At 35.8% G+C, this 18,982-nt stretch carries 19 protein-coding genes; 13 read left to right on the top strand and 6 right to left on the bottom strand.

The genetic code is table 11. The features are described from left to right. Positions 1 to 610: 610 nt before the first annotated feature. The 3 genes from N2Z58_06465 to N2Z58_06475 all read left to right on the top strand — a co-directional run bounded on the left by N2Z58_06465 (position 611) and on the right by N2Z58_06475 (position 2,854). The gene (locus N2Z58_06465) at positions 611 to 805 is read left to right on the top strand and encodes a hypothetical protein (protein MCX7654302.1); all 195 of its coding nucleotides are present in this window, start codon (positions 611 to 613) and stop codon (positions 803 to 805) included. Between the two features lie 6 nt (positions 806 to 811). After that, complete coding sequence (locus tag N2Z58_06470; GenBank protein MCX7654303.1) at positions 812 to 1,804, top strand: hypothetical protein; 993 nt, start codon at positions 812 to 814, stop codon at positions 1,802 to 1,804. 873 nt (positions 1,805 to 2,677) lie between these two features. Beyond that, positions 2,678 to 2,854, top strand: a complete 177-nt coding sequence (locus N2Z58_06475) for a transposase (GenBank protein MCX7654304.1) — start codon at positions 2,678 to 2,680, stop codon at positions 2,852 to 2,854. Between the two features lie 666 nt (positions 2,855 to 3,520). Here the strand turns inward: N2Z58_06475 and pdxT are convergent. From pdxT to N2Z58_06505, 6 genes are all read right to left on the bottom strand, one after another. Further along, on the bottom strand, positions 3,521 to 4,096 hold the full coding sequence (pdxT, locus tag N2Z58_06480) for a pyridoxal 5'-phosphate synthase glutaminase subunit PdxT (GenBank protein MCX7654305.1): 576 nt from the start codon (positions 4,094 to 4,096) through the stop codon (positions 3,521 to 3,523). A gap of 3 nt (positions 4,097 to 4,099) precedes the next feature. Next, positions 4,100 to 4,975 (bottom strand): pyridoxal 5'-phosphate synthase lyase subunit PdxS, encoded by an 876-nt coding sequence (pdxS, locus tag N2Z58_06485; GenBank protein ID MCX7654306.1) that lies wholly within the window; start codon positions 4,973 to 4,975, stop codon positions 4,100 to 4,102. Between the two features lie 40 nt (positions 4,976 to 5,015). After that, positions 5,016 to 6,689: a methylmalonyl-CoA mutase family protein gene (locus N2Z58_06490; GenBank protein ID MCX7654307.1), complete on the bottom strand. Its 1,674-nt coding sequence runs from the start codon at positions 6,687 to 6,689 to the stop codon at positions 5,016 to 5,018. Positions 6,690 to 6,754: 65 nt separating this feature from the next. Beyond that, positions 6,755 to 7,051 (bottom strand): flagellar protein FliT, encoded by a 297-nt coding sequence (locus tag N2Z58_06495; protein MCX7654308.1) that lies wholly within the window; start codon positions 7,049 to 7,051, stop codon positions 6,755 to 6,757. Further along, positions 7,041 to 7,850, bottom strand: coding sequence for a 2-amino-4-hydroxy-6-hydroxymethyldihydropteridine diphosphokinase (gene folK, locus N2Z58_06500; GenBank protein MCX7654309.1), 810 nt, complete (start codon positions 7,848 to 7,850; stop codon positions 7,041 to 7,043). The genes N2Z58_06495 and folK overlap by 11 nt, the downstream gene beginning before the upstream one ends. Next, positions 7,847 to 9,232 carry a pyruvate carboxylase subunit B gene (locus N2Z58_06505; GenBank protein ID MCX7654310.1) on the bottom strand — a complete coding sequence of 462 codons (1,386 nt, stop codon included), beginning with the start codon at positions 9,230 to 9,232 and terminating at the stop codon, positions 7,847 to 7,849. Before N2Z58_06505 ends, folK begins: the two co-directional genes overlap by 4 nt. 237 nt (positions 9,233 to 9,469) lie before the next feature. On the opposite strand from N2Z58_06505, the gene N2Z58_06510 reads away from it, so the two are divergent. From N2Z58_06510 to N2Z58_06555, 10 genes are all read left to right on the top strand, one after another. Continuing rightward, positions 9,470 to 9,994: a hypothetical protein gene (locus tag N2Z58_06510; GenBank protein ID MCX7654311.1), complete on the top strand. Its 525-nt coding sequence runs from the start codon at positions 9,470 to 9,472 to the stop codon at positions 9,992 to 9,994. Between the two features lie 14 nt (positions 9,995 to 10,008). Further along, positions 10,009 to 11,280, top strand: a complete 1,272-nt coding sequence (locus tag N2Z58_06515) for a nucleotidyltransferase (protein ID MCX7654312.1) — start codon at positions 10,009 to 10,011, stop codon at positions 11,278 to 11,280. Continuing rightward, entirely contained in the window at positions 11,277 to 14,036 is a 2,760-nt protein-coding gene (locus N2Z58_06520) for a helicase-related protein (protein MCX7654313.1), read from the top strand. Before N2Z58_06515 ends, N2Z58_06520 begins: the two co-directional genes overlap by 4 nt. A gap of 6 nt (positions 14,037 to 14,042) precedes the next feature. Continuing rightward, positions 14,043 to 14,699, top strand: coding sequence for a hypothetical protein (locus tag N2Z58_06525; GenBank protein MCX7654314.1), 657 nt, complete (start codon positions 14,043 to 14,045; stop codon positions 14,697 to 14,699). Then, the gene (locus N2Z58_06530; GenBank protein MCX7654315.1) at positions 14,692 to 14,964 is read left to right on the top strand and encodes an EscU/YscU/HrcU family type III secretion system export apparatus switch protein; all 273 of its coding nucleotides are present in this window, start codon (positions 14,692 to 14,694) and stop codon (positions 14,962 to 14,964) included. The genes N2Z58_06525 and N2Z58_06530 overlap by 8 nt, the downstream gene beginning before the upstream one ends. Before the next feature lie 38 nt (positions 14,965 to 15,002). Then, positions 15,003 to 15,950: a hypothetical protein gene (locus N2Z58_06535; GenBank protein MCX7654316.1), complete on the top strand. Its 948-nt coding sequence runs from the start codon at positions 15,003 to 15,005 to the stop codon at positions 15,948 to 15,950. Positions 15,951 to 16,001: 51 nt separating this feature from the next. Beyond that, complete coding sequence (gene prfB / locus N2Z58_06540; GenBank protein MCX7654317.1) at positions 16,002 to 17,111, top strand: peptide chain release factor 2; 1,110 nt, start codon at positions 16,002 to 16,004, stop codon at positions 17,109 to 17,111. 28 nt (positions 17,112 to 17,139) lie between these two features. After that, a complete protein-coding gene (gene minD / locus N2Z58_06545) occupies positions 17,140 to 17,955 on the top strand; it encodes a septum site-determining protein MinD (protein ID MCX7654318.1) in 816 nt (271 codons plus the stop codon). Between the two features lie 5 nt (positions 17,956 to 17,960). Continuing rightward, positions 17,961 to 18,236: a trigger factor gene (locus tag N2Z58_06550; protein MCX7654319.1), complete on the top strand. Its 276-nt coding sequence runs from the start codon at positions 17,961 to 17,963 to the stop codon at positions 18,234 to 18,236. 39 nt (positions 18,237 to 18,275) lie between these two features. After that, a partial coding sequence (locus tag N2Z58_06555) for a hypothetical protein (protein ID MCX7654320.1) occupies positions 18,276 to 18,982 on the top strand: 707 nt, incomplete at its 3' end.

Consider the following 18,982-nt stretch of genomic DNA (forward strand, 5'->3'; position numbering starts at 1 on the left):
CAGGTAAGAAATGCTATTTGATAGGAGTGAATATAGACAGTAGTAAGAGGAACATATCGGAATGGGAATATGAGGTGGTAGGATGAAAGAACTACCGATATGGATAAATGATTTTAGGAAGATAACAGAAACTGGTAGCAGTTTTATGAATTATTAATAAGTCTAGGCAAAAAACACTTTATAAAAGCTTTATCACGATTTATAAGTGCAAAAACATGTGTTACATAATAATAGTTGAGAGTGAGATATTGGAAGAGTTAAAAAGGAAGCTAATTAGTCTTTGCGATTGGCTGGAAAAGTAAAAAGTAAGAAGACAGATTAGCATTTTTATTAAGCCATAACCAATACATGAGATTATTATTCTAAACGTACACATCAGACTGGGAGTATGAAAGTTGCGGTTGAGAGTGACTGTAAGATAGGGTTATCAAGGGTACTAAGTAAGGTAGATGAGTTATGGAAGGCACAATATCAACAGCAAGTTGGAAGATAGAATGGGTTAAAAAGAAGATGACTTAATACATTTTGTGAGACTTATCAATAGTTGATTTTGAGTTTAGTGAAAATTGAAAAAGGTAGATGTATAGGATAAGCAGTTGCAATAAGATACGTGCGTTCGTTAGATATAATGAGATTATGTGATGGAATTGAAAGCAAACAATCAAAAGACGTACTTGGGCAGAAATGTGATAAAAGAGATATTGAATTCAACAGGGTAAACATATCCAATAAGACAAGAAGGATAGAGAATTTGAAATATGAAAAAATTTTGAACTGCAAAAACTTAACGGAGAGTGAGGCTTGACGAGTTATGTTTACAAAAGTTTGTACACTTTTTATTTTATCAATTCAAGTTTTATTATTAGCCTGGTCTGGACATAGTGTTTATACATACCTTGTTCTAAAAAGTTCTGGGATGGATTTTGATTTTCTTGTTGAGATTTTTCCAAGAGATTTTCAGGAGGGCAGACTGTATAACAGTTCTGGAGATTTGATAAGATATTTAAATGAGGATATAGCAGGCAATAAGAATTTAAATCTTATTGAAAAAAACCTGCTGAGAGAGTATGAGTTTATTAACTCTCTTCCTATAAACAATAAACTTCCAGCTTGGCAAATTGTGTCCCTGTACAGCGCTTTTCCAGATATAGGCATAGATTATTTGAGAAATGTGTCGTGGATTCAAGATGTTTTTGTTGGCGATAGTCAAGGATTAAGGCATGGGAAAGTCAAAATAGGACCTGTTGAAATTTTTGAAGCTGATGTTTCGTTTTTATATTTCATCAAAAAATCGAGAGAATTACTAAAATTGGGAAACTTGTACTGGGGTCTGAGATTTTTTGGTTATGCACTTCACTATTTACAAGATTTAATGCAGCCTTATCATGTTAGACCAGGAACTGTTTTCGAACTTTTTGTTTATCCTTTTGACGAAGGAATGAGAAAAAAGCTAAGAAATCTCCACACTGCTTATGACAGAATAATGATATATCTCATACTATACGATTACGAAAAACTTCTTAAGACCATAAACCAAGCAAAACCATTACATTTTAGATCTGACGAAGAGTTAATAACCGAGGCTTTTATGTATTCTTATAGCAAATTTTTTAAGATTCATGAATTGCAGAAAATTATTTTCTCAAATTTCATAGAGAAAAGAGCACCATCCTTAGAAGATTTTGCAGAAAAAAGTAAAACTAAAGAATTTGAAGAGCTTAAAGAGGAGACGTATGAGATTATTTCAACCATGAGTGGTATAATCAAGGGGCTGTTGCTATCTCTCCAGCTATCGTATCATTAGAAATAAACTTTTGTTTCTATGCAAATTTCTCTACTTCGTATTATATTTTCATACTTATGAAAGATGTTCTTATTAAACTTTAGGAAAGCTTAGCTTTTAAAAAGTGGGGATTTGTCATATTTATGACAACCAATATTCCGCGCGGTATGACAGAAAAATAGCCACGTAAATTTTTCTTTTTCAGGATAATGGAAAAGGGAGTTGAGAGAAAATATCAGAAAGAAACGATCAAAGGTACATCGAAAAATGTCGAGATATACGATCAGAACTTATAAAGTACTTATTCGAATGTAACTATACCTATATGTTTTGAACTGAACAGACTTGCTACCAAAATTTGCAACAAAACAATGTCACTGGTTAAAAGGATAAAACACAAAAAAGGCTTCTGGATATTTTCTAGAGCAGCGCAGAAATACACGTTTTTCTGGAACAGTACCATCAATATCCGTACCCACTTCAAACAAGCTATTATTCGGCTGTAATTTCAGGTACTCGATAGTTATAGTGCTGTGAAAAACAAACCCGCAGTTGAAGCCAGCGCGCAAGAAGAAAAAATTTATGCCATTTATCTGGAAGAATGCTGCTATAGAACTTTCACCAAATGATGTTCAGAGCTTCTTTAATGGATAGTATTAGAGAGGCAATTGTAATACAAACGAGTTTACCAGCTGATACAGAAATTAGGCAAGCAGGGCTTGTTTATGAAAGCAAGAAATAATATCTTCGCCTTGCGATAAAGGTAAAGAATAAATGTAAGCAAGAACGATTTTCTATTGGAACTATTTTCATACAAACATACGGGAACGAGTGTAAGAAAACGATAACTTCAATCAAAAAAATTACCAGTGGTGTTTCAGGAAAGTAATAGAAATGATAACTTACAAAGCCAATATATTAGGGCTCAAAGTGGAATTTGTTTTGGGAGAATGTACAAGCCAGACTTGTCCTGTGTGTGGTAGCAGAAATCATCCAATTGGTTGCAATTATGAGTGGAAAAATTGTGAATTTAGATATTACAGAAACGGAGTAGAACCAATAAACGTTTGAAAAAGGGGTGCCTTGGAAATAAATCCAAGTAATAATGAAGTTGGCAACCGTCAGATGTGTAAGATTCGCCTCACACTTTTATGGAGTATCAAATGCTTCGTGGTAGGCAGCTTAAAAGAGTTGCCAACAGTCCCATCCCCTTTAGGTGATTAGGAGTGTTGATTAAAGCTGAAAAGTATCAGTTTAGATGTTCAAAATCTGAATGAGCTCAATACCAAACAAATGATTCAACTAATCTTTGATATAAGCCTGGAAAAGGCTGTTGAACTCAATGGTTTGCTGGATTTTACCGAAAGTTATTCCCTGTTTGTTTTTTGAACCTTTTTAATACAGCACGGAATAGCTGGAATGAATGTTTTACTGCTTTGTGGATTTTCACCATTCGAAGGATTATAACGTTAACTGTTATATTTAAAACATTTTTCAAATTTTTCTTCTGAAGTAATTGCAATAGCTAATAAGACACAATTTGTTGTTGGTTTATGAGTCTGACTCTTAGGTTGTTGATTTCTTCTATTGGCTTTGAATTTTTATTCAACTAAAATATTGTAAAAAGTTACCTTTCAGTGCATGTATGACAGAAACATTAGGCAATGAGTTTAGTATTCGTAGTTAGCGATAAGAGTTTAAAAATGTCCATTAAAAAAGTGCCCATCAAGGGCACTCTTATTTTTTGTAGTATTTAACAAGATTCAGGAAATATTCATGTACTCTCGTATCGTTTGTAAGTTCTGGATGGAAAGAAGTTACGAGGACGTTTTCTTGTCTTAGCATCACCGGATGATTATTGTAAGTTGCTAATACCTCGACTTCCGGTCCCCATTCGTCTACTCTTGGTGCTCTTATGAATATTGCTTTGAATGGTTTGTCAAATCCTTTTATTTGTATGAGATCATCGAAACTATCGACCTGTCTTCCGTAAGCATTTCTCATAACTTTAATGTTGATAACCCCAAGTGACTCCTGTGGATAGTTCTCGATTTCTTTTGCCAGTACTATTAAGCCAGCACATGTACCGTAAACTGGGAAGCCATTTGTTATTTTTTGTTTTAACACATCGAATAATCCCACTCTTTTCATTATTCTAATCATTGTTGTTGATTCTCCGCCTGGTATTATAAGGGCATCTATTTTTTCAAGGTCTTCCGGTGTACGAACTATGTGAGTCTGATACCCAAGTTTTTCTATTATCCATTTGTGTTCTCTAAAATCTCCTTGTATTCCCGAGACTCCTATTATCATCTTTTACCATCCTCTTTCTTGTAGTCTGACTTCAAGTGTTTCAATTTCAAGTCCTTCCATAGGTTCACCTATGTCTTCAGAAATTTTCAGTAGCATTTCTGGATCATTCCAGTATGTAACTGCCATAACAATGGATTTCGCCATTTTCATCGGATCTTTTGATTTAAATATTCCACTACCTACGAATACTCCATCTGCTCCAAGCATCATCATGAGTGCAGCATCAGCTGGTGTGGCAACGCCACCAGCGGCAAAGTTAACAACTGGCAGCCTCCCAAGTTCTTTAACTTGTTGGACAAGTTCAACAGGTGCACCTATTTCCTTTGCATATGTAACTATCTCTTCGTAAGGCAGGTTTTGAACTTTTCTGATTTCAGCCATAACAGTTCTCATGTGCTTGACTGCCTCAACGATGTTTCCAGTACCAGCCTCTCCCTTTGTTCTTATCATAGCAGCTCCTTCGGCTATTCTTCTCAATGCTTCTCCAAGGTTTCTTGCACCACAAACGAATGGTACTTTGAATTCGTGCTTGTTTATGTGATATTTGTCATCAGCAGGTGTTAGAACTTCTGATTCGTCTATGAAATCTACTCCAAGTGCTTCTAGGATCCTTGCCTCTGCGATATGACCAATTCTGACTTTTGCCATAACAGGTATCGAAACTGCTTCCATTATTTCTTTTATTTTGGCAATACTTGCCATTCTTGCAACTCCTCCGGCTTTTCTTATATCCGCTGGTACCCTTTCGAGTGCCATGACAGCTACCGCCCCAGCTTCTTCAGCTATCTTGGCTTGTTCTGCGGTGGTAACGTCCATTATGACTCCACCTTTGAACATTTCGGCAAATCCCTTTTTTATTTCCCATGTGCCTTTTTCCATAAGTTTATTCCTCCTTTCAGTATTATAAATCCCTTTTTCATCAGACGATTACTGTCTCTGTATATTCTCCGAATACGTCCCTGAGTGCGTTACTTATTTCACCAACTGTTGCATATGCTTTTACCGCTTCGAGAACATATGGGAAGAGATTTTCGTTTGTGGATGCGACTTCCTTTATTTTGGTCAATATTTTCTTCACTTTATCGTTGTCTCTGCGTTCTCTAAGTTTTTTAAGTCGTTCTTTTTGTTTCATTTCAAGTTCAGGATCTACCTTTAGTATTTGCTTTTGGTTCAGATTTTCTTTTATCGTGAACTTGTTAACACCTACTATTACCTCTTCTCCTTTTTCAATTGCTAGTTGTTGTTTATAAGCACTTTCATGAATTTCTTTCTGTACATAACCTGTTTCTATTGCTTTGATCATTCCACCAAGTTGGTCAATTTTTTCTATGTATTCCATTGCTCTTTTCTCTATTTCGTTCGTCATTGCCTCGATGACGTATGAGCCTGCAAGTGGATCGATTGTATCTGCTACACCTGACTCGTATGCAATTATTTGCTGAGTTCTTAACGCTATCCTTGCTGATTCTTCTGTTGGTAAGGCAAGTGCTTCGTCATAACTGTTTGTATGCAATGATTGGGTACCACCAAGAACAGCTGCCAATGCTTGTATTGTAACTCTTATTATGTTATTCATAGGCTGTTGTGCAGTTAAAGTGGAACCTCCTGTTTGTGTGTGGAATCTGAGTTTCATTGCTTCTGGATCTGTGACGTTGAATCTTTTCTTCATTATCTTTGCCCACAGTCTTCTTGCTGCTCTGAATTTTGCTATCTCTTCAAGGAAATTGTTGTGTGCCGCAAAGAAGAAAGATAGTCTTTTACCAAAGACGTTTGGATCGAGCCCAGCTCTTATTGCAGCTTCAACGTAAGTAATTCCATCCGCAAGTGTAAATGCAACCTCTTGTACCGCTGTTGAACCAGCCTCTCTTATATGATAACCGCTTATGCTTATTGGGTTCCATTTTGGCATGTATTTTGAACAGTATTCAAATATGTCTGTTATTAACCTCATAGATGGTTCAGGTGGGTAGATGTAAGTACCTCTTGCTATGTATTCTTTAAGTATATCATTTTGTATTGTACCACTCAGTTTATCTTGTGATACTCCTTGCTTTTCAGCTACAGCAATGTACATCGCAAGTAAAATCATAGCTGTGCTATTTATAGTCATCGATGTACTAACTTGGTCAAGAGGTATACCATCAAATAATATTTCCATATCTTCTAAAGAATCTATCGCAACACCTACTCTTCCAACTTCACCCTCTGCCATGGGATCATCAGAGTCATATCCTATCTGTGTTGGAAGATCAAACGCAACAGAAAGACCTGTTTGCCCTTGCTCAAGAAGGTATTTATATCTTTTGTTGGATTCTTCAGCTGTTCCAAAACCAGCATACTGTCTCATCGTCCAGTATCTTGCACGGTACATTGTTGGTTGAACGCCACGGGTAAACGGGTATTCACCAGGGAAGCCTAAATCATTTAAGTAATCAAGATTTGCGATATCTTCATGGGTGTAGAGCCTTTTTATTTCGTATCCAGATGTCGAATAAAATGTTTCTTTTCTTTCCGGTACCTTTGATATGGATTTCATCACAACCTCTTCGTATCTTTTTTTCGCTTGTTCAAAGCTTTCATCAACACTTGCCATATTTGAAACCTCCTTTGATTTTTAAATGGAAAGCTCAAAAAAATACTGCGTAAGAATACGTTTGTTTACCCTTTGCTATTAAATAGTTGTCCTTTGTCATTTTGTTGAATGTAAGAATTTGCCATTCGTTTGCCTTCTTCGATTTGTTTGCTCATTTTTTTTAATTCGTTTAGTTTTTGAGTCAATATTTCTTGTCGTTTCTTGTCTCGTTCATAAATTTCTCCGAGTATTTCCTGAGATAGAAAAGCTAAAATTTGTTGACGTTTGTCAAGTAACTCGTTAAGTTTTTCGTAATCTTCATCTTCTATGGCTTTATCTATTTCTTCTTCTATTTTCAAAATATCAATTTGTTCATGATTCATTATTTTCACCTCTTAATCTTTGGTGAATTTGTTTCATGGACTTTTTGGTTAATGGATGCAAAAAATTCGGATCGAGTTCGCACATGGGTTGAACGAAAAATATTCGGTTTTCAAAGTCGTAGTGTGGTACTTGAAGATTTTTGTTTTTGATAACCAAATTTCCATAAAAGATTATATCTAAATCTATTATTCGTGGTCCCCACTTTTCTGTTCTGATCCTGCCCATTTCTTGTTCTATTTTAAGAAGCTGCTCTAATAGTTCGTCGGGTGACAAATCTGTATCAATTTCAACAATACAGTTCAAGAAATTCGGTTGATCTAATTTACCATACGGCAAGGTTTCAATTATTTTAGACATGTTTATAATTCGGCTGATCTTTTGTAAATGATGTATAGCTGTTTGTATATTTGCCTCTTTGTCTCCAACATTTGTACCTATACCTATGTATACTTTACCTACTAATTTTTCTAAAACGACATTTGCAAAAGCAAACCCATCATGTGAGAGTGTTGCGTAAAGAAAGTTATACACACCAGATTCCGGTTTTATGTATCTGTGTATGCTTGCGTATATACTGCCATCTCTTCGATTTAGAAAAGATATGTCTTGAAACGAGTTACCATTCAAACCAGTACCAATAGCCTTGAAATAGCTTTCTTTCAGTGCAAATCGTCCAGCTATGTATTCAGGCGTGATTTTTTCTCGCTGACTTCTTTCTTCTTCTGTCAGGATACGTCTTTCAAATTCTATGCCTACGCGCGATATATCTAATACATCGTTGCCTATACCTATTATCAAACTGGGTATCCTCCTTGAAGATTCTCGACAAGATACCAGTCAACTTGTATCTTTTCATCGTATCTTTTCCTTAGGTATTGCTTCCCAACTTCGCCGAGTATAGCATAAATTAATAAATCCTCGTCATTTTGAGCCAAAAGTCCTATTTCCTTTTTTCTTTTTTCAAGTTCAGGTTCTATGTAATCTGCTGCTCTTCCATCTATTGGCTTTTCGTCACCAAGAATCTTTTTAGCAAGTTCTTCGTCAATCGGAGCTGGCGGTTTACCGTATAGACCTTTGACATAGTCTTTGACTTCTTTGGTGACTTTTGAATATCTCTCACCAGTCATAACGTTAAGTACAGCCTGTACACCTACTATTTGACTTGTTGGTGTAACAAGTGGTGGGTAACCAAGATCTGCACGAACTCTTGGAATTTCTTCGAGTACTTCATCAAGCTTGTGAAGCATTTTTTGTTCTGATAGCTGCTTTACAAGATTTGAATACATGCCACCTGGCACTTGAGATGTTATGATTCTGTGATCAATAGTGTACATTTTGACATCATAGTTTTCATACTTTTTTCTAACATCCCAAAGATATTTTACTATTTCATCTACTTTTTTCCAATCTATCGGTGGCAATTTTTTGTATTCAGAAAATGAATAATATATCGATTCAAAAGCTGGTTGGCTGGTGGTCATAGCAAATGGGGAAAATGCAGTATCCACAATATCAGCACCTGCTAAAAATGATGTTAGATATGCAAGTTCACCAAGTCCTGCGGTTGCATGAGTATGTACTTCAACCGGTAAATCGAACCTTTTCTTTAAGCTTTCAACAAGTTCTCCGGCAATCTTAGGTGTTAAGAGTCCAGCCATGTCTTTTATACATAAGGAGTGTACTCCTCTTTCAACAAGCAATTGCGCGTAATTCAGAAAGTAGTCAAGCGTATGGACGGGGCTTATAGTGTAAGATATCGCACCTTGTACGTGCGCACCATGCTTTAAAGCAACTTCTATGCTTTTCTCAAGATTTCTTATGTCATTCAACGCATCAAAGACCCTGATCACATCTACACCATTTTCTATCGCTTTTCTTACAAATAATTCAACTACATCGTCAGCATAATGTCTATATCCAACAAGATTTTGTCCACGTAAAAGCATCTGTGTTTTGCCGTTTTTTAATTTCTTCTTTATCTGTCTGATTCTTTCCCAAGGGTCCTCGTTAAGATATCTAACACAAACATCAAAAGTCGCTCCACCCCAAACTTCGAGAGCTTGAAATCCAAGTCCATCTACTACTTCTATAATTCCAAGTATGTCGCTCGTGCTCATTCTTGTAGCTATCAAAGATTGGTGCCCGTCTCTGAAAGTTGTATCTGTGAATAGCGAAAGCATGTTATCACCTTCTTGGATTAATTTTAAAAAGTTTTACGTGACTAAAACTATTATAGCACCTTATGTGGAAGTGTGAAATATTATAAAATGTGAAAAGTGAGCCTATGAATATGTAAAACTTGCCCAAACATTATTTTGTATATCTTAGCTTATTCTTTTTTTCTGTGATATAATTTTCTTGATGTTTGTCGACAGCAAGATAACAGGATGGTACAAGAGGAGGGATTTGATCTATTTATGCAAACAGGGCGAGAGATCGAAAGAGGTTTGGATAGGTACACATCTAAATCGGAACGGAAAAGCAAAGAATTGGGAAGATGGGAGTATTACTTCTTAATACTTGTTGGCTTTATAACATTTGTTTTTGGTTTTATATCCCTTGCAGTTTACCTTGCAGTTTTGTATTTAGCACCCATTGTGTCGAACTTGACGGGATTGACATTTGTTGATTCGAGGTACTTGTTATTCATTCTACTCTTAATTGCGGCAAGTGGCTTTTTTACAAGTACATATCCGTTTTCCAAAGCTGTTGGAGGTAATGCCTCGTTTCATATAATTTTTGCCTTCATCGCTTCCGGTGTTAGTTTGGCTGTTCAAGTTTATAAACTTGCTTTCACAGGTCCAACATGGATAGGGATTGATTTACTTCAAGACAAGGGTAATACTATTGAAATGATGTACCTTTCTGCAATATATTTTTCCTTTAACCTTATTTTGTTCGTCTTACAATTCACTGTTCTGAGGAAGGAATTTTCTGAGTAAGGTTGTGATCTTGTATGAAAGTGCTTGGTATTATCGTAGAGTACAATCCTTTTCACTTTGGTCATTTATATCATTTGAACGAAGCTAAAAGGTTAGTTGAGCCAGACTACACAATCGCTGTTATGAGTGGCAACTTTTGTCAACGTGGCGAACCTGCAATAATCAATAAGTTTGCACGTGCTGAGATTGCACTTAGAAATGGGGTAGATATAGTATTCGAACTTCCAACGGTCTATGCAATTCAGGATGCTGGTGGTTTTGCAATTGGCTCTGTTGGGATATTGCATAGAACTGGTGTTGTTACTGATATTGTATTTGGCAGTGAAAGCGGTGATATAGAATTTTTGAAGAAAGTAGCGCACCTTTTAACATTTCAAACTCCAGAGTTCAAACTTGAACTGAAAAGGAATCTTAAGCTAGGATATTCTTATCCAAATGCAAGAAAGTATGCCCTTATGAGTTCTTTAAGCAATGATGTTGAGAAGTTGTCTAAGTCAAACGATATCCTCGGCATAGAATATTTAAAAGCGCTTATAAAATACGATAGTAATATTCGACCACATGTTATAAAAAGAGTAGGGGCAGATTATAATGACGAAACGTTTAAAGGGAAATTTTCTTCAGCAAGCGCTATACGCAGAGCAATAAAATTTAATGAATTTGAATTGGCAAAGGAAGCTCTTCCACAAGCAACTTATGAGATCTTGAATCGCGAATTTTCAGATGGAAAAGGTCCTGTTTTTTGGGAAAATCTGGATTTTTTGATTCCAATGTTTAGAAAAATGAAAAGAGATGATTTTGAAAGGATTTACAGCTTCAATGAGGGGCTTGATTTAAGATTTTTCGAATCTGCCAGAATTTGCGGGGATGTTCAATGCTTGGTTGAAAATGTAAAGGCTAAAAGATTTACTTATTCACGTATCAGACGAGCTATGTTGCATGTGTTGTTTGAAATGGACAAAAATAATACAGAGCTAAGTAATGAAAAAGGACCGCAATACCTTAGACTCTTAGGGTTCACAGAAAAGGGTAGGAATTTGTTGAAAACTATCAAAAAGAACGCCTCTATTCCAGTAATTTCGACAGCCTCGCTTTACAAGAATGTACTTCAACAAGTCAAAAAGAAGATGGAGGAAGGAAAAGGTAATTTTAATATCGATGAGAATCTTTATCTATGGCAGTTTGAGAGAGATTTGCTTGCAAGTGATCTCTATACATTCCTTTATCCAAATAAGGAACATAGAAAATGTGGTATGGACTACAGTCAGCAGGTGGTAACTTTGTGAACAAAATACTTATTGTACCTACTGAAAAAGAGACAAATTTAGAAGGATATTTTTATATACCAGATTATGATGTACTACCATATGAAAATTTGAGACCTTCTTGGTATGTGCGTTCAAGACGTATATACGCACTGTATCTTGCATCTCAAGGTAAGTTAAACGGCATATCAACACTTCGTGCGTTACTACATTATGTAATGAAGCCAGAGGAAATTAAAAAGCATACATATATTTTAAAGCCAGGTGATGAATTACGCTCACCTGATCAGTTGTTTACAATGCTTGGTTATGAACGCGTATTCAACGTAAGAGAAGGTGGTACGTTTTCAATACGTGGTGAAATAATAGATTACCTTGGACCTGACAATGTTCCTGTGAGGATTGAATTGTATGATAATCTAATTGATGAAATAAAAAGATTCGACTTAAAAACCCAAAGAAGTCAAGAATTATTAGAATATGCTTTGTTATTACCAGCGAGAGAATTTGTTATAGAAATGTCAGAACAAACATTTTTTGAAAACATGGAAGAACAACTTACCGGAAAGTATGTAGACGGTACATTTTTAGATTACGATATCGAGCTGCAAATTTATAATAAAAAGTCTGTTTTGGAGCATTTTATTTCATTTGAAAGAGAGATTAGAAGTTCTTTGCAAAATAGCGAGTTAAAAGAATTGTATCGAAAATATGGAATAATAGATTACGAAGAGTTTGTTTCTAAAGCCAAAGAAGTAGTAGTTAGTTTTCCAGAGAAAGTTGAATATGAACACAAGATGGAAGAATACGTTCCATCCGCTCCTGTTATCTCTGAGGAAGAACTACAAGTTGGAGACATTGTCGTGCACAAGAAATATGGTATAGCAAGGTTCTCGGAAATAAGGAAAGTGGAAACTGCGCAAGGTCAAAGAGAGTTTCTTGTTTTAAACTTTGCCGATTCAACATTGTATGTACCTATTGAAAGAATTGATCTCATTGATAAGTACATAGGTGACGACATTAATGTAAAGCTTGATTCTTTGAAAAAAGGTACCTGGAATCGAAAAGTTTCAAAAGTAAAAAGAAACATCCAGCAGATTGTTCGGGATATGGTTCTAATACACCACATCCGAAATTCAACAAAAGGTATCATTTTACCAGGTGATGCTGAATTGGAAGCAGAGTTTTCGAAAACTTTCCCTTTCATCGAAACGGAAGATCAAACAAAAGCTATTCAGGAAGTTCTTGAGGATTTGGCAAGCGAAAGACCTATGGATAGATTACTTGTTGGAGATGCCGGATATGGGAAGACAGAAGTTGCTATAAGGGCTATTTTCCGGACTATTGTATCTGGAAAACAAGCAGTGCTTTTAACCCCAACTACCGTGCTTGCTAGGCAACATTTCGAGAATATATCAGAAAGATTTAAACCATTTGGAATAAGAGTTGCTTTGCTTGATAGGTTTGTAACAAAAAAGGAGAGGGAAGAAATAATTAAAGGCGTGAAAAATGGTAGTATCGATTTGTTAATTGGAACTCACAGTGTGTTAAACAATTTAGTATTTTCCGATCTTGGGCTTGTTGTTATTGACGAAGAACAAAAGTTTGGCGTTGAACAAAAGGAAAAGTTCAAGAAGTTTAGAGTGAATGTAAATGTCCTCTCAATGAGCGCTACTCCTATACCAAGAACATTACACATGGCACTTTCGGAGTTAAAAGAATTCTCAGAATTGAAAGTCCCTCCATTTGGTAGAAAAGAAACACAAGTACATATTGGTCCTTTTGATGAGCGTATTATGAAAATGGCAATACTTAGAGAACTTAGTAGAGGTGGACAGGTAATTTATGTACATAATCGTGTCGACAGTATATACGATGTATATAATAAGTTAAAACAACTACTGCCGGATGTATCTATTGTTGTGGGGCATGGTCAGCAATCAAAAAGCGAGTTGAAGAAATCGGTAGATCTGTTTTTCCACGGTAAAGCTGATGTGTTATTGTGTACTACTATTGTGGAAAATGGAGTAGATGTTCCAAACGCGAATACGATAATTGTTGATGATGCGCATAGATATGGGCTTGCACAACTTTATCAATTAAGAGGAAGAGTAGGAAGAAGCGATAAACTTGCTTTTGCTTATTTCTTTCATCCAAGAAATGTGAACAGCAAAGTGCTTGAACGACTTTATGCCATAAAGTCGTACGTTGGTCCCGGTAGTGGTTTGAAGATAGCCATGAAAGACATGGAAATCAGAGGTATAGGTGCTATATTTGGTTTGGAGCAGCATGGTTATATAAACGATGTTGGTCTTACTTATTATTTGGAACTCCTAAACGAAGCAATACTCGAAAGCAAAGGACAGGTAGTGAATAGAATAGATACGGAAATAGAAGGTATACCCGGCAGTATTGTGATACCAGAATTTTACATATATGATCCATTCGAACGTATGAGATTTTACAGAAGAATTGCTTCAGCTTCAAACTTAGAAGAGATATTGGATATCCGTGATGAATTGGTGGATAGATTTGGAAAATTGCCTGATAGCGTTAGTAACTTGATTAAGTACAGTATCTTGCGTATTTTACTTTGGAAAGAACAGGTTAAAAAGGCTATCATAGGTGATTCCAATATTGTTGTACAATTCAAGGAAGGATTCTTTAAACCGCTTTCTCAAAGGTATATATACAATGAAAAGGAAAAAAGTTACATATTTTTCCTAGAAGTTGATGAGTTATTGGAATCAATTCATTTAACTGATGTTAAGAGATGATTGAATATGCGTGCTTACGGACTTGTATTAGAGTCTTATGGAAAGTATGTAAAGATTAAAACCAAGGATGGAGAGTACATTATAAAGAGTGATAAAAAAGTACCGAAAGAAGGAACCAAAATTGAGGTAAAAGATTTTGGTGCAGGTGATTATTTGGCTAAGGTAGTTGCGAAAAAACCGGGCGAGTTTGACCAGTTACCCAATGTTAAATTTGTTGTGTTCTCTGAAAAGTTGATTGAAAAAATGCAATATAAACATTCAAACTCAATCGTTGTTGCACTTGCGCTTTTCTTGGAAGAATTATCAAAAAGAATTGATATAAACAGCTACCTGCTGGCAAAACTAAAGAAAATTTTATCTAACGATAAAATTGATGATGAAGATAAAAAATTTCAAATTTACTTGAACGTGTTATCTGGTAGATACGGTCTAAAAAGAGAAGGAGAAAGTATAGTTTTTATGGATAGAAAACACAGTACTTTTCACGTATTTCTAAAAGATAATAAGATATTTGGTAAGATTGAGGAAGGTGTTACGAATTCTGCTATAATATATTTCGAAAAATTTCCGGAAAACGTTCAGCAGCTAGAAGAAAATCTTAGGAAAAGTTTTCAAATGGTTGCTATAAAACTTTTGAACTTTTCAGAAGGAGCTTATGTGTGAGATGGTGGAAAAGGACTGTACTGAAAGACTTGCCGTTGCCTTAAAATACGAAATAGGTAAAGACTTTGCGCCATTTGTAGTGGCTAAAGGTAAGTGTCACTTGGCAGATATGATTATTAAAAAGGCAGAGGAAAATAACGTGCCAATAGTAAAGTCACCAGAATTGGTTGAAGAATTATTCAAACTCGATGTTCTTGAAATGATTCCGTCAAAACTTTATTTGGCAGTAGCAGAAGTATTGGTGTTTGTAAGTAAAATAAAATAATGGCAGACAGTAAAGTTTTTTAAGAGGAGGTAAAAAGTATGAAAAGATTTATTGTATTCTTTTTAACGCTCTTTCTCACCATGGTCTACGCACAATTTTCGTTTCAGATAATTATTGGTTTTGGCAACATACCAACTTTCAGTTTAGATAACCTCCCAGATTATTCTGTGGTAATCTTTACAGCAGAGCCGTTTGCTGATGTATACATCGACAATACTTTTGCAGGTAAGACGGATGCTTATGGCAGACTGATCGTAAAGTTTTCATCAGAAGGTTATCATACTTTATGGGTTGTGAGCTCAAATCAGTATATTGTGTATGAAAAAACTATATTCAAGGTGGAAAAGAAACCTTCATCCGTTTACATTACACCTATAGGTTTGGGAAAAGTCACCATATTTTCAAATACCTACCCAGTTTACGTTTACTTGCCAAATGGTAAGGGTGCAGGTGTAATAGAAAAGTATGGAGACAGCGCTGTGCTTCCGGTTGGAACATATGAAATAACACTTGCTTCTCCGGGTTTTGAAAATATAAAAACTCAAGTAAACGTACTTTATGCTAAGGAAACACCACTTTGGTTAGAGTTTAAGCCGTTACAGTTTAACCTTGAGTTAATAGTTGCACCCGAGAAATTTTCGCCAAATGGTGATTGGACAGATGATGAATGCAAAATTAAAATATACTCATCAAGAAAGGCATCCGGAGTACTTCAAATTGTCGATTTTTCTGGTAAAATAGTTTATGAAAAAAAACTATCGATTATGCCCGGTACCACAGAAATTGTATGGAATGGTGATGGTAATAAAGACGGTACGTACACCGTCTATGTTTTGTTATCTGATGGAAATGTTGAAATGAAAAAAGAGGCAAAAGTTACTATTGATACAAGCGTCTACACTTATCGGAAAGAAATATCATTGGTGTTATTAACGTTGTTTTTAGCAGTTTTTGGATATCTGATTTTCACCAGCTTGAATAGATAGGAAAAAGTCTGAATTGCTTGAGTTAGTAAGTGAAAAGGAGAGGTGTAGGTTGTGATTGCATATGAACTAAAGCAACGAATCGACGAACTAAAAAGGAAGTACGATGATATACTTGAGGTTTTTCATCCAGAAGATAAGAGGGAAAAGCTCAAAGAACTCGAAGAGGAAAGTTTGAAACCCGATTTTTGGAGTGATCAAAAGCGAGCCCAGCAGGTTAACAAGGAAATCCAGAGAATTAGGAAGATAGTTGAAGATATGGAAAAGATTAAAAAATTGTTTGAGGACATAGAAGTTGGGATTGAGTTAGTGGAAGAAGATCCTTCCATGCAGGAACATTTAGAAGAAATTATTGAGGAAGTTGCAAAAAAAATAAGAGAATTTGAGTTGGAGTTGATTTTGAATGGAAAATTCGACAATGCAAATGCTTATCTCTCAATCCATCCAGGGGCTGGAGGCACAGAATCTCAAGATTGGGCATCAATGCTTTTAAGAATGTACCTACGTTGGGCTGAGCGGCATGGTTATTCGGTTGAGATTGTTGACTACCAAGATGGAGAAGAAGCTGGTATAAAAAGTGCAACAATTTACTTGAAGGGTGATTTCGCTTATGGATATCTAAAACACGAAAGAGGCGTGCACAGACTTGTGAGAATTTCTCCTTTCGATGCGAATAAAAGAAGACATACTTCGTTTGCATCTGTTAACGTATTACCGGAAATAGAAGATGATATAGATATCGAGATTAAGCCTGAAGATATAAGGATCGATACTTACCGAGCAAGCGGAGCTGGTGGGCAATATGTTAATAAAACCGAATCCGCTATAAGGATCACACACATACCTACAGGCATTGTTGTGACGTGTCAAACGGAACGTTCACAATTGCAAAATCGTGAAACTGCTATGAAAATGTTGAAGGCAAGGCTGTATCAACTTGAACTTGAAAAGAGGAGAAAACAGATAGAACAAATTCAAGGTGAGTTAAGGGACATAAGTTGGGGAAATCAAATCAGATCCTACGTGTTTCAACCATATACAATGGTAAAAGACCACAGAACTGATGTGGAAACTGGCAACATAGAAGCAGTTATGGACGGAGAAATAGATATATTCATCGAAGCAGAATTAGTCTATTACGCAAAACTCGGTTTGAACGAATAAATTGGTGTGTAGAAGGAGTGGGGATTTAATGATTGGGAAACCAAAAGTCTTTGTAGTTACTTCAGGAAAGGGCGGAGTTGGTAAGACGACTTTCACTTCTAATCTTGGTTGCACACTTGCCAAGATGGGGGAGAGAGTGTGTCTTATAGATGCTGATATAGGACTCAAAAATCTTGACGTTGTACTTGGACTTGAAAATAGGATTATTTACACCTCTTTCGACGTAGTAAACGGCACTGTTTCAGCTAAGGAAGCACTTGTGAAACACAAGCAGTTGAAGAATTTGTACCTTTTAGCTGCTTCTCAAGTAGCAACGAAAGAAATGATGTCGCCTGAAGATATGAAACGTATTGTACAGGAGCTCTATGATGACTTCGATTACATACTTATAGATTCGCCTGCAGGTATAGAAAGAGGTTTTAGAAACTCAGTTGCCCCTGCAGAGGCAGCTTTTATTGTAACAACTCCAGAATTACCTGCCATATCTGATGCCGATAGAGTCATAGGATTATTAGAAAATTATGGATTCACAGAAGACAAAATGTACATTGTGTTAAACAAATTCAAAGTACACATGGCAAAACGAGGGGATATGCTTGACAAAAGTGATGTTGAAAAAGCTCTCGCAATGAGATTAATCGGAGTTATTCCTGACTCAGAAGAAGTAATCGTTGCAACAAACAAAGGCATACCTGTTGTACTAGAAGATGGAGTGGTCATAGGGAAAAGCTTTGAGAACATCGTTAGGAGGGTCAAGGGGGAACAGATACCCATCGACGAGGATTTAAAGGGTGTTTCAAAAGGATTCATATCTTCATTACTTTCTATGTTTAAAAAGAGGTGATTGTGATGTGGATTATAGACATATTCAAGAAGAAAAAACAAAAAAACACAAAATCACCAAAAGAAGAAGCTGCTGAACGACTTGAAACCATGCTTACAAGAAGAAGAGAAATAGTAAAAATGATACCTGTTGAAGAATTTGAAGCAAATTCTGAGGAAATAAAATACGCAGTTATTGAAACAATTTCGAGAAAATTCAACATTCCACCTGAGAAAGTAAAAGTGGATTACCACGAACAAAATGGATATGTAGTCATAGTTACAAATGTCAATTTCAAATGATACAGCTAACCAAAGTTGCTCATAGTAAGGGGGATTAGTTTGAGAAATTTGAAGATATTTGTGTATTTTTTTATTCTACTTTTAGTGTTTGTATTAAGTGGTTGTGCACTGCTACTAAGTCAGATTTTAACAGGAACTAATCAAAAACAATACACAGCATATGTTTATTTTAACGGACTACCAAAAGAAATAGTAGATAAGACAGGTAAAATGTTGTTAAAAGATATCGTAATAACCGATATCTTGTCTTCTATTAATTTCTGGGTAGGCGATTCTTCGTTTAATCTGCAAGAAAATGATATTACTTATATTGTGAACGGTTTGAACAAGGGGTCACCGTTTACATTCGTTGCTTCAGAATCAAACAAAATAGATATTGAAGCTTCTATGAGTATAAGATATGCTACAGATACAACTTTTGTACCTTACGTAGCAAGTGTATCAATTGGAAAAAGAGAATATTCTATTCCGATCTCAAAATCTTTTTATGTATTGATTTATGCAACTGACAATGAAAATAAAAACATAAGCGTCCTTGATTATTCGAAAGCTTACAGATTCACAATCAAAACACAGGACGAAGAATTTGTCGAAATTCGCGATGTCGAAAAGACAGTTTACCTATTCACAAAAAAGACTTCCGAGGGAAATCAATGTGTTTTCATTGGTGAGCGAGGAAAGACTTATACATTTTACTCGCCTTCCAAAAATGCACTGGTAACCAGGACAGCACCTAACAATGACGC

This window comes from Fervidobacterium sp. (assembly GCA_026419195.1).
Lineage (GTDB): Bacteria > Thermotogota > Thermotogae > Thermotogales > Fervidobacteriaceae > Fervidobacterium.